This window comes from Desulfocucumis palustris, assembly GCF_002933875.1.
In the GTDB taxonomy this organism is placed as follows: Bacteria; Bacillota; Desulfotomaculia; order Desulfotomaculales; family Desulfocucumaceae; genus Desulfocucumis; species Desulfocucumis palustris.
In genome coordinates this window covers 12670-23174 of sequence record NZ_BFAV01000172.1, presented here as the reverse complement: position 1 = coordinate 23174, position 10505 = coordinate 12670, and the positions used below count along the sequence as shown (strand labels likewise).

The following is a 10505-nucleotide window of genomic DNA, read 5'->3' as shown; positions in this document are numbered from 1 at the left end:
GTAAACATGATAACCCCTAAAAACGGCCTATATCTTACAGAAGCCGACTTCGAGCAGTGGCAGGACTATTTTTCAAAACTCATTATGACGGAAGAGGAAAGGGATAACATCCTGGAAGGATGCAGCTTAAACCCCGATCTCAAGGTAAAAAACATCACTTTTGTGGTCACGGAGAAATGTAATCTCGCTTGCAAATACTGCTACGAGGTCCATAAATCCAATAACGTAATGACAAAAGAGACTGCTAAAAGGGCGGTTGATTTTTTGTTCGACAAAAAGAAGGTGAACGGGTATTATTCTGAGATTGTTTCGCCGGGAGTTATCCTGGAATTCATAGGGGGGGAACCCCTGTTGGAAATTGACCTTATTGATTATATTGTTGAATACTTCAAATTCCGGGCGTTCGAATTTAATCACCCGTGGGCACTGAATTACATGATAAGCTTGACCACAAACGGTATCCTGTATGACACCGAGAAAGTGCAGCGGTTCCTGTGGCGCAACCCCGGGAAGGTAAGCGTGGGCCTCACCATTGACGGTAACAGGGAACTGCACGACGCCTGCCGTGTGTTCCCTGATGGCAGTGGCAGTTATGACATTGTGGAACGGGCTGCCCGGAAGTGGATACAGAACGAGGCCAGGCCGCAAACGAAGATCACCCTATCCCCGGATAATGTCCGGTACCTGCGGCCGGCGCTGGAAAACGTCTGGAGCCTGGGCATTGTCGGGGCGTTTACGAATTGCTGTTTTGAGGAAGGATGGACTCTTGAGCACGCCCGGATACTTTACCGTGAAATGGTTGGGTTGGCTGACTACCTGATTGACAACGAGCTTTACGGCAAGGTGTATACCAGCCTGTTTAACGAGGCAATCGGTAAGCCACTTACCGAAACACGCAACTGGTGCGGGGGAAACGGGCAGATGCTGGCGATTGGAACGGACGGGAAGTGTTTCCCCTGTATTCGGTTCATGGAATACTCCATGTCCACACCTGGACGCAAGGAGCAGTCTATCGGAGATATATGGCGCGGTCTTGACCGGAGAGAAGAAAACCCATGGCTCCGCAGGTTAAAAGAGATTGACATGATTAGCCAATCGGCTCAGAAATGCATTGACTGCCAAATTGCAGCCGGATGCAGCCTTTGCACCGGATATAATTATGATCGTTTTGGCGATCCCAACGTCCGGGCCACCTTCATCTGCGATATGCAACATGCCCGGGTTGCCGCAAATGTCTACTACTGGAACCGACTTTATAGGGACCTGGGACTTGACCAAAGTTTTGATGACAATGTGCCGGGGGAATTTATAAATCTACTACAAGGGAGGTGAGGTCTTGGCTTGCTACGGAAGTTGCTCTGGTTCCTGCTATACATCCTGTGGTACCTGTACCGGTTGCACGGCGATGTGTGCGGGATGCACAGATACATGTGTAACTCACTGCACTGGTGGTTGTGGTGCATGTTCTGGATGTGGTGGTCAATGTGCCTATGGTTGTAGTAGTTGCACAAATACTTGTGCCGGTACTTGCAGCGGCGGGTGTACGGGTTCCTGTATTGGCACATGCAGCGACACATGTTCTGGAACATGTGCAATACAATGCGCCAACGATTGCACGCTTGGATGCACAGGTTGTTCCGGCTGCGGTATTGGATGCGCTAGCACATGTCTTGGATTTTGCACCAATGTTTGCGCTACTGGGTGTTCCAATGATTGTACTGGTAATTGTACATCATGCACAGGCTGTTCAGGTAGTTGTGTTGGCGGTTGTTATACAGGTTGTTATACAAGCTGTTCGGGCACATGCTCAGGTAATTGTTCGGGTGGATGTACAGCTTGCACAGGAACATGCACAAGTCATTGTGATAACGCTTGCATGGCAGCAAACATGGCCCAGGCCATTGCAAACCTGGGGCTAAACATCAGGAATAGAGGATTTATCCTAAAGAATGACTTTCTGGAGTTAAAAACCGCCATCCGTAATGAGTTGACCAGGAGAAGCAAAACCAGGCCGGATGACGGCTATGTCGTGGAGCCGATGATTGGCGCACCGGTAAAGTTGGAGCATTTCAATAAGGTTGTTCTCGACATTAAGGCTGTGGATAGCACGAAAAACTTCCTGGTAAACCAGGGCCGGATCATTAGGATGAATGATATTATTGGTGCGATAACCTATATTCAGACCCTGGAAAATCAAATAACAGTTTCATAAAGGAGGAAAATAGCATGGCTACTCTTCAGGAACAGCAGGACATCCTTGTGGCAACTCTAAGTTTTTACAACAAACTTCTCAATTCTGACACCACAGTTACGACTGAAATCAAAACGCTGAATAGCACAGAATTACCCGATGACGGCAAGCAACAAATTTGCGGCACACTGCAGGATGCCATTAACAACGCAACTGCTGACAAGGTTTCTTTTCTACAAACCGTTATCAGTGGCCTTAACTTTATAGACACGGCGTATTATTTGGGAATTTTAAGCCTTACAATGCTTGACGTAACTGATTTGGCGACTTTGAAAAGCACTGTGCAGACCGAGCTTAACAAGGATGTATATGCCTTCAGCACAGACTACAACACTTTTGATTATTATAAAAGGCTTTCAATGTTGGCTATCTCGGCCCGGGACAGCGTACTGATTGAAAAGGCAATTATCAAGGTACAATCCCTGTCTTTGGGGGTGTAATTTATGTTGAATAATATTCTATCCCTTAAAAAGGGCGGTAAGCAGTGCTTCAATTTACCGGAAGAGTCGGTTAAAAAACTGCAGCTTATCGACCTGCAAAAAACTTCGCATGAGAACTTGTTTGCGTCCTACATGAACCGGACGAACGAAAAGGCCAATGAGTTAAGCTGGGAAGTGTTTATGCAGTCGTATACCAAGTTGCATGCTGATGAACTACGGGTTATTCATGAAGCTTTCATAGCCCTGTTGGGTGAGGAAGGTTTGCAAAAGGTAAAGGATTCCGGTATTAACTTTGGAATGAGTCCGAGACAGAAGTTGATGTTTTGGTGTGATTGACTTAAAATACGCACCAAATATTTAAGTCAGCAAAGAGACAACCCACTTAAATTAAGTCTATGTCATTTCCAAATTCACCCTTTGGGGATGATAAAAATAGTCATACGATTTAGCTGAGAGGTGGTTAATTGGACAACCTGTATAATCTTTTTACCAACATAATAAATAACCATGCCGCCCAGTTGGGCGGCATATTTTTAGGCGTTTTAACCTATCTGGTTGCTCCGACGGCAGCCTTTTACGCGCTTTGGATTGCGGTTGTCATCGACCTTTTAACCCGTTTGGTGGCATTGAGTGTCAAGTACGGCGGCTTTTGGCAGGCCACCAGGCAATCGCAAATATCCTCCAAAAAAATGTTTCACGGGACGGCCATAAAAATAGCGGCTTATTTTTTTATGACCGTGCTGGCCCACCAGTCCAAATATATAGTTGAAATCGAAGCCGTGCCTGTTCTTTTCAGTTCAATCATATACTGCCTGCTGTTTTTGGTGGAGGTGCACTCCATAATTGAAAATCTTATTGATGCGGGAGCTGAGGATCTGAAGCCTTTGCTTCTGCGTTTTAAAAGGGAAAAAACAAGGGTGATGCAGGGCGGCAAAGATACGCTTGACGATATTCAATATGACGGAGTAAAGAAGGATAAGCAAATTTCGGGTTGACAACCGGGGGAATAATTTGGTGGACAATCGCATAGTGATTCAGACGGCGAAAAAAAGATGAAGAGAGAGCCGCCGGGTTGGCAGCCCGGCTTCCAAGCCGGGGGATAAAAGGTATGGATTCTTAAACAAAGTCTTCCATTGAATTTTCCTTATACGGAAATAAAAAGCCGTGCGGGATTTATAAAATTTCCCTGTGAAAGCAAATAAAGTTATTGCATAAAAAAACCAAAATAGGTATAATAATTACAAATTTTTTATTACACTGTTTGACACCGGACCCAGCTTGACGTAAAGGCAGGGAAAGAACAGGGCGAAGGTGCAATGGTTCTGCTTCATGCGCCTGTGGACGGCATGGAGTGTGTAGACCGCAAGGCCCCCGTGGGAAAATGCTGACAGGAGCTGCCACGAGAAGGGCGAGGGCGGAGTATGCGTGCAGCCTGCAAGGTTTGCGCACATGCAAAACCGGCTGCAGAAGGGTCGGTTGCCATTTAATGAAAAAGACCCCCATGTCTGCTTGCGGGCAGGAGTGGGGGTTTTTTTATTTGCCGTCAAAGGGATTTTATGGAAATGTAGGCGGGAGCATTAAAAAAGGTTTTTGTTAAAATAGCGGGATTCATACTCTAAAATTCGGCTTTCGGGGCATTAAAACCTGTTTTGGCGCAAAACCTATTGATTTAACGACAAAAAATGCTATGATTTTTAACATGAGATGTGGAAACCGGAAGCAACAGGCCGTTAAACACATGTAGTGGCGCATTATTAAAGAGTCTGCCGGGATCAAGGAGCAAGCCCCGGACTATAAAAAATGTTGAACATTGTCGAAAGATAGATCGGCAGTTCCACTGTAGTTTTTAAAGTAAATCTTATAGGTGTTCTTAGTGTCCTTTGAAATAGCTTTAATCCAGGACCGGTTAACTAAAAATGACCTGTGGGACCTCACGAAATCGCCAAAGCCAAGCAACCTCCTCTCGATGGAGGTCAATGTTTCATTAATTGTCAGCTTTCCGTCAAAACAGTGAACAATGGACCTTTTATTCAGGGTTTCAATAAAAATAATATCAGATGGCTCAACATAATAGGTAGCGCTGCCATTTTTAAAAATAACCTTCCTGTTCCTCGGCTGCAATCGGTCAATAATCCGGTTAACTGATGTAATAATGCGGGGAAAATCGTATGGCTTCATAACATAGTCAACCGCGTTTATTTCATAGGCCTGCTGGGCATATTCCGGATAGCCCGTTATAAAAACTATTTCAGGAGGGTTATTTTTGGCAATGAGAGCCTTCGCCACTTCCAAACCGCTCAGGGGTTCCATTTGAATATCTAAAAAGACCGCGTCGGGTGATAATTGGTTGACCATTAAAATACCCTTGTAAGGCTCGCCATAGTCACCTACCACAACAATCATTCCAGTCAAACGGAGTAACTCAACAAAATACTCACGGGCAATATCGTTATCATCTATCACAATACACTTCAACATAAAACCATCCCCGAAGGTATATTTTAAATAAATATTTCTACAATAAGACAAATTAACCTTTAAGAATACAAAAAACACAAAATTTGACAAAGGCAAACCCGTTGCGAAAGCCGGGGTCGCAAAGCCGTGGGTCTAAGCTGATACTGTCAGTATGATTGCCAGGATGCCGGGAATAAAAAACACTTTCGGAACCTGGAAGTGTTTTTGTTTGGATATTTGGGCAAATACATGGCAAAACCGTTTTTAGTACATTCATCCGGGGATAAATGTTAAAAGGGGGTGTTAATATTAGACGAGTTCATTAGCCGTGAGATTAACCTGTTAAAGGTGGACAGAAGAAATCTCTCCCGAACAAATCGCCAGCTCCAGGCTAAGGGTTTTGGAGAGTTTGTGCGTATGGAAGAAGAGAAAACCCTTCGCCGGAATAGAAAAATTACTAAAGAAATCGCCCATATCAACACAAGAATAGACTATTTAAAGAATTCGGGCACCCTGATAAATATTTACAAGCTGGAAGAGGACGCTGCTAAAAGGGATTATATCAAAAGTATCCATGGGAGGAAGAAATAATGGCCTATAACTGGATAGCACTGCAAGTTCATAGTGGTAAGGAAATAGACGTGGAGTGGTCCGTTAAATTTGATTTGAAGGGTATGGAAAACTTAGGCCGGTTAATTGACAAGGCTGTAGCCCCATTAAAAAAAATTGCGGTGTTTTCCAGTAAAAAAGTCATGTATGAGCCGATAATAACGGGATACGTATTTGTAAAATGCATTTTGACGGATCAATTGTGGCATTATCTCAGGAGGTTGCCCCATGTTTATGGTATACTTAACGGGACAATATCCGAGGAGGAAATGGAGCGCATACTTTCCCGCTGTGAAAACCAGGCCGAATTTGACAAACCCGATACTTCAATATTAGAATCAATAAAAGCCAAATTCAGCCGGATAATCGAAGCCAAACGAAATAAAAAATCAGTTATCCGCCTGCCCTTACAATATGTCCGCAACCTGATGAAATCCGCACAGGTTTTTTTCGTTGAGTCGTATAGCGAAAAAATGCTTATACGGCTGATGATGGAACCGGTGGAGCTGGCATTATGACGGTTTGGAAGCAAGCATTGCGACCCTGATATCAATTAATACAACCGGATAGTCAACCACTTGTAAAAGTCATCATTAGGGCGGGGCCAGGGCAGGGTAAAGGCGGATTATTACGGGAAGGTCATTATTTGCAACATCATTTCGGAGACCATTGTTTATCCCGGTTCGCATCCAACAGGGACAAGGGGTAACGGTCGGAAAAAATAAAGAAACTGGGGGATGGCGAAGCTATGCCATTCGATAATGCGCAGTATAAGAAGGGTGTGAGGCTGTTTCCAATGCCGGTATTATTATGCGTTTAACCTTATGATTCCTTGCCGGCATAATGGGACAAAGAACTGCCAATAGCCAAATTGCGGCAGCCTTGTGCAGAGGTGCCATATTAATATATTTTTCCGGGGAGGCAATAGAGTACATAACAGCTAATTCAGGGTTCAATAATTATATATAATTTTATTACTCAAAGCATCAAAACAGCATTTAAAAATGCTGTTTCCCCCTCCTTTATAAAGCCTGTAGTCCTTCATGGATTACAGGCTATTTTTTTTAGGAGGTGATGCCTGCTCTGGTTGGCATGATATAGATGCTCGAACACTGGTTTCCGCGGAAAGGTTTTCAATGGTATGGTATAGAGCAAAGTCCCGTTTTAATGTTGGTGTGATTTACTTTTCATGAAGGCATATTCGTTTATTAAAGGGAGGTAAATATCTTTGAGCAAAAAGAAAAAAATTGCTATTTTGTTGTTGTGTGTTATACTTATGCTCTTTATTAACAGTGCTGCAATGGCGGATGATACTGGCGATAAAAGCAGTATTGTGGTCAGAGCAGAAGCTGCTCAAAAAAAAGTGGTTGAAGTCCTTCAGGATCTGGCTAAAGTCGCGGCAGTTATATTTATTATCTGGGCAGGGTTTATTTTTTTCGGCGCGGGTGGCGACCCACAGAAAAAAGCTGCAGCAAAGGATAAACTAATGTACTTCTTTATCGCCATATTCCTGATTACCGGAGCTGAAGACATCGTTAAAGCCATATGGCCGTGGTTTGTTACCTCGACGGCCTCGGGAACATAATAATGTACGGGCAGAAGCATCCCCTGGCGTACCAGGCAACCCAGGGAGAGAAGATTGTCTGGAATTTTACCTTGAAGCAGTTGGGCTGGCTGGCGGCGGGAGTATTCCTGTCCATAAAATTTTCCCAGTTTGTGCCGCCTCTGCCCATGGAGAGCTATGTATTTAAACATTTACATCACGCTCTGCCGCTGGCCCTGTGCGGTCTGTGCGGATTTGCCGGGGAAGGCAAAACAGGGCTGCCACTGTATACTTATTTCATGTATTGGATTGCCTTTAACAGGCGGCGGAGAACCTTGATCTACAAAAGGGGGTCCGGGCAGTGAGTTTTTTGTCGAATTACGGAGCGGTTGCGGCACTGGCAGCCGCCCTTTTTATTCTTTTTAACAAGAAAAAAGAAAAAGGGGAAAAACCGGTTACCACCACCCAGGAGCTGATCAGGTATAAAAACATATCACCCGGGGGCGCGGTGGAACTGCCCAATCACCAGTACCGAATGGTAATAGAGGTGGAACCCGTCAACATGGCCCTCAAAAGCCACTCGGAACAGGAGTCCCTCTGGCTGGGCTTTCGTGATCTGGTTAATGCCCTCACCATACCCGCAACATTTCTGGTGCAAAGCAGACATTTGGATTTTAAAGATTATATAGCCGAGCTGCAAAAAGAAATCGGTAAAGCCCCCACACCGGAACTGCAGGAATACGGCAGGATACTATGCAACGAACTCGGCGAAAAAACGGAAAAAAACGTTAGGGACAGGAGACACTACATTATTCTTAAAATCGACGCCCTTGCCGTATCCAGCATTGATTCCGGCATAAAGCTGGATAATGAGGCTATTAACGCCCTGCTGTCCGATTTAAAACCAAAACGGGGCGGCCATATGAGCGATAAGGAAATAAGCGCGTTGGCCGTACAGGAGTTGGATAATCTCGCCGGCGTGATACAGGGGTGTCTTAGCGGCATGGAGATTCCAAACATCCGGTTGGGCAGGGACGGGGTTATTGATTTAATTTACAGCACTTTCAACCGGGACCTGTCTCCACATGCCCGTCTTGTGGATGCCGGCGTCCAGGATATGTTTTCGCCGGCCACATATTCACTTACACCATTATTAGGGAGTGAGCTAATTGAGGAGTCTGCTGGGAAGAATAAAAGCTCTGAAACCGGAAAGGGTGAAAAAACAGCCTGATCAGAAAATCAAGTTTAAGCCTGGAAAAGACCAGCCGGATTTCTTTTCCGGGGCGGCCGGGCCAAAAGATTTATTGGCCCCGTCCCTGGTGAAAGAGGTTAAGCCCGGGGAAAAAAATTACGAGGGTGTGGCAACGGACTATTGGGTGGAGGTGGGCGGCACCATTGAGCCCGCGCGATATTTTCGCTCCTTTTTCGCTCCTTTGACCACCAACACCACCTGGGCGGGGATGCTTGACGCCCTGTACCTGGGAGATTTCGGGCCAGGCGACTGTGACACGGCTATACACGTCCGGCCCGCCGACACCCAAAGGGTGCTCTTTGAAATAGGGAGAAAAATGTCGGGAATTGAATCCGACCTGATGACCGAGACGGACAGAAACAAACGGTCCATGCTCCTGACCGCCCTGCGTGACCTGATGGCACAGCAGGAACGGCTGAGGGTGGAAGTGGAAAGGCTTTTCTTTGTTTCCATTCAGTCTACCGCCAGCAGCAACAATATGGTGTTTTTCAGAAGGTTTTGCAACAGCCTGGTAAAGCGGTTTGCAATGAAGGGGATTTTTCTCCGGGGTGCCGACACCAGGCAGCTGGAGGCCCTTTTATCCATGACTCCCCTGGATAAGGAAGGAGCGTTCAAGGATACCTTTCGCAATATGGAGTCCTCCAATATAGCCGACCTGTTCCCCTTCGGTCAGGGTTCAATCAATCACAAAACCGGGATAGTGATAGGGGAGGATATGCAAAAGAAACCCCTTTTATACAACGGCAGGGAGAAAGCCCTGGGGACGGGGCATATATGCGTGGTAGGGAGAACAGGCTTCGGTAAAACCTTTATGGTTTTGATGCTGATAGCCCGCTCAGCCCTGACAGGCATCCGGACCGTGGTGATCGAGCCCTCCAGGGAGTTCAAAAAAGGCATTCTGGGTCTCGGGTGCCCCTATATTGATTTCACCGCGGACAGTCATTACAGGTTTAATATATTTGACGTTGTGGAATCAGAGGATGAGGACGGCGGCCTGGTGGTGGAACTGGCTGAAACAGTGCAGGCCGTGCAGGCTTTCGTGTTTAAACTTGTCAGGCTGGTGGACGAAAAATATTTAAGCGGCCTGGCCAAAACCAGAATTCAGGAATTGATCTGGAAACTGTATTCGGACAGGGGAATAGACGGCAATCCCAAAAATCTTTATACCAGGGCCCAAAGCACGGATTCATCCTTCAGGCTCACCAGGGAAAGAAAGGAAATGCCCGCGCTTTCGGATCTGTATTTTGAAATGGCAAGGGTGCCGGAGTTAAAAGAGATTGCCGAAATATTAAAACCCTTCACCCGCCAGGGAAGCAATCCCTCCCAGGCGATATTCGACTGCCGGAGCAACGTGGATTTCAGAAAGGCCCCGATCACGGGAATCAGTGTTGCCGGCCTGGAAGCGGAAATAATGCAGCCGCTGGCCTATTTTGTAATACAGAAATGCGCCTGGGAACGTTTCGGCAAGGCCGATAAGAATCCCACGTACATAGTGATGGATGAAATACAAATTCCCATGGAAGCCGACGTGGAGCTGGCCAGGTGGATTGAAAACGGGTACCGCCGGGGCCGCCACTTAAACATCTGGATGATAACCATTACCCAGGGTTTTGAGGTGCTTCTCAGAAACCCCTATGGACTGGGGGTAATTAAAAACTCACCCACTAAAATATTCTTAAGGCAGGAAAGCCTTGACATAGACGCAATTCAGGGGAAATTTGCCCTGTCCAACGGAGAGGCTGCTTTTTTGCTGCGTTCGCCAAAGGGGTACGGAATATTAAAAGCCGATACCCAGTCGGTTGCGGTACATTTTAAGGCCACGCAGAAGGACCTTGAATTATTCGCAAATGACCCGAATAAAGACTTCTGGGAAAGACAGGATGTGACCGCCAATGCGTAAGCTCTTAATGGCACTCATTATAATGCTCTTTCTAACAACACCCGCATGGGCTG

Annotated in this window: 13 protein-coding genes and 1 riboswitch; of the genes, 12 read left to right on the top strand and 1 reads right to left on the bottom strand. The window is 46.0% G+C overall.

The window, feature by feature from the left end:
* The first annotated feature begins 6 nt into the window (after positions 1-6).
* The 6 genes from DCCM_RS16865 (at position 7) to DCCM_RS16845 (ending at position 3686) form a co-directional block, all read left to right on the top strand.
* On the top strand, positions 7-1332 hold the full coding sequence (locus DCCM_RS16865) for a radical SAM peptide maturase, CXXX-repeat target family (RefSeq protein WP_104373555.1): 1326 nt from the start codon (positions 7-9) through the stop codon (positions 1330-1332).
* Between the two features lie 125 nt (positions 1333-1457).
* Positions 1458-1919, top strand: coding sequence for a hypothetical protein (locus tag DCCM_RS19370; protein ID WP_231702834.1), 462 nt, complete (start codon positions 1458-1460; stop codon positions 1917-1919).
* Complete coding sequence (locus tag DCCM_RS19365) at positions 1889-2212, top strand: hypothetical protein (RefSeq protein WP_231702833.1); 324 nt, start codon at positions 1889-1891, stop codon at positions 2210-2212. The genes DCCM_RS19370 and DCCM_RS19365 overlap by 31 nt, the downstream gene beginning before the upstream one ends.
* A 14-nt stretch (positions 2213-2226) precedes the next feature.
* Positions 2227-2691 carry a hypothetical protein gene (locus DCCM_RS16855; protein WP_104373553.1) on the top strand — a complete coding sequence of 155 codons (465 nt, stop codon included), beginning with the start codon at positions 2227-2229 and terminating at the stop codon, positions 2689-2691.
* Positions 2692-2694: 3 nt separating this feature from the next.
* Positions 2695-3027, top strand: coding sequence for a hypothetical protein (locus DCCM_RS16850; RefSeq protein ID WP_104373552.1), 333 nt, complete (start codon positions 2695-2697; stop codon positions 3025-3027).
* A 128-nt stretch (positions 3028-3155) separates the two neighbouring features.
* On the top strand, positions 3156-3686 hold the full coding sequence (locus tag DCCM_RS16845; protein WP_104373551.1) for a phage holin family protein: 531 nt from the start codon (positions 3156-3158) through the stop codon (positions 3684-3686).
* 796 nt (positions 3687-4482) lie between these two features.
* Here DCCM_RS16845 and DCCM_RS16840 read toward each other — a convergent pair.
* Positions 4483-5169 (bottom strand): LytR/AlgR family response regulator transcription factor, encoded by a 687-nt coding sequence (locus tag DCCM_RS16840; RefSeq protein ID WP_128739183.1) that lies wholly within the window; start codon positions 5167-5169, stop codon positions 4483-4485.
* A gap of 81 nt (positions 5170-5250) precedes the next feature.
* Positions 5251-5340, top strand: a riboswitch (cyclic di-GMP riboswitch).
* Positions 5341-5448: 108 nt separating this feature from the next.
* On the opposite strand from DCCM_RS16840, the gene DCCM_RS18345 reads away from it, so the two are divergent.
* The 6 genes from DCCM_RS18345 (at position 5449) to DCCM_RS16815 (ending at position 10452) form a co-directional block, all read left to right on the top strand.
* A complete protein-coding gene (locus DCCM_RS18345) occupies positions 5449-5739 on the top strand; it encodes a hypothetical protein (protein WP_128739182.1) in 291 nt (96 codons plus the stop codon).
* Positions 5739-6275, top strand: coding sequence for a transcription termination/antitermination protein NusG (gene nusG / locus DCCM_RS16835; protein WP_104373549.1), 537 nt, complete (start codon positions 5739-5741; stop codon positions 6273-6275). The genes DCCM_RS18345 and nusG overlap by 1 nt, the downstream gene beginning before the upstream one ends.
* 710 nt (positions 6276-6985) lie before the next feature.
* Positions 6986-7342: a TrbC/VirB2 family protein gene (locus DCCM_RS16830; RefSeq protein ID WP_104373548.1), complete on the top strand. Its 357-nt coding sequence runs from the start codon at positions 6986-6988 to the stop codon at positions 7340-7342.
* Positions 7343-7344: 2 nt separating this feature from the next.
* Positions 7345-7665, top strand: coding sequence for a PrgI family mobile element protein (locus DCCM_RS16825; protein ID WP_165792229.1), 321 nt, complete (start codon positions 7345-7347; stop codon positions 7663-7665).
* Positions 7662-8531 carry a TraC-like domain-containing protein gene (locus DCCM_RS16820; protein ID WP_104373546.1) on the top strand — a complete coding sequence of 290 codons (870 nt, stop codon included), beginning with the start codon at positions 7662-7664 and terminating at the stop codon, positions 8529-8531. The genes DCCM_RS16825 and DCCM_RS16820 overlap by 4 nt, the downstream gene beginning before the upstream one ends.
* Entirely contained in the window at positions 8470-10452 is a 1983-nt protein-coding gene (locus tag DCCM_RS16815) for a VirB4 family type IV secretion system protein (RefSeq protein ID WP_104373545.1), read from the top strand. Before DCCM_RS16820 ends, DCCM_RS16815 begins: the two co-directional genes overlap by 62 nt.
* The last annotated feature ends 53 nt before the right edge of the window (positions 10453-10505 follow it).

What these genes read in the sequence shown, in the direction of transcription:
- DCCM_RS16865 (WP_104373555.1), top strand. Translation starts at nt 7, where the DNA reads ATGATAACCCCTAAAAACGGCCTATATCTTACAGAAGCCGACTTCGAG.
- DCCM_RS19365 (WP_231702833.1), top strand. Translation starts at nt 1,889, where the DNA reads ATGGCCCAGGCCATTGCAAACCTGGGGCTAAACATCAGGAATAGAGGA.
- DCCM_RS16855 (WP_104373553.1), top strand. Translation starts at nt 2,227, where the DNA reads ATGGCTACTCTTCAGGAACAGCAGGACATCCTTGTGGCAACTCTAAGT.
- DCCM_RS16850 (WP_104373552.1), top strand. Translation starts at nt 2,695, where the DNA reads ATGTTGAATAATATTCTATCCCTTAAAAAGGGCGGTAAGCAGTGCTTC.
- DCCM_RS16840 (WP_128739183.1), bottom strand. Translation starts at nt 5,169, where the DNA reads ATGTTGAAGTGTATTGTGATAGATGATAACGATATTGCCCGTGAGTAT.
- nusG (WP_104373549.1), top strand. Translation starts at nt 5,739, where the DNA reads ATGGCCTATAACTGGATAGCACTGCAAGTTCATAGTGGTAAGGAAATA.
- DCCM_RS16825 (WP_165792229.1), top strand. Translation starts at nt 7,345, where the DNA reads ATGTACGGGCAGAAGCATCCCCTGGCGTACCAGGCAACCCAGGGAGAG.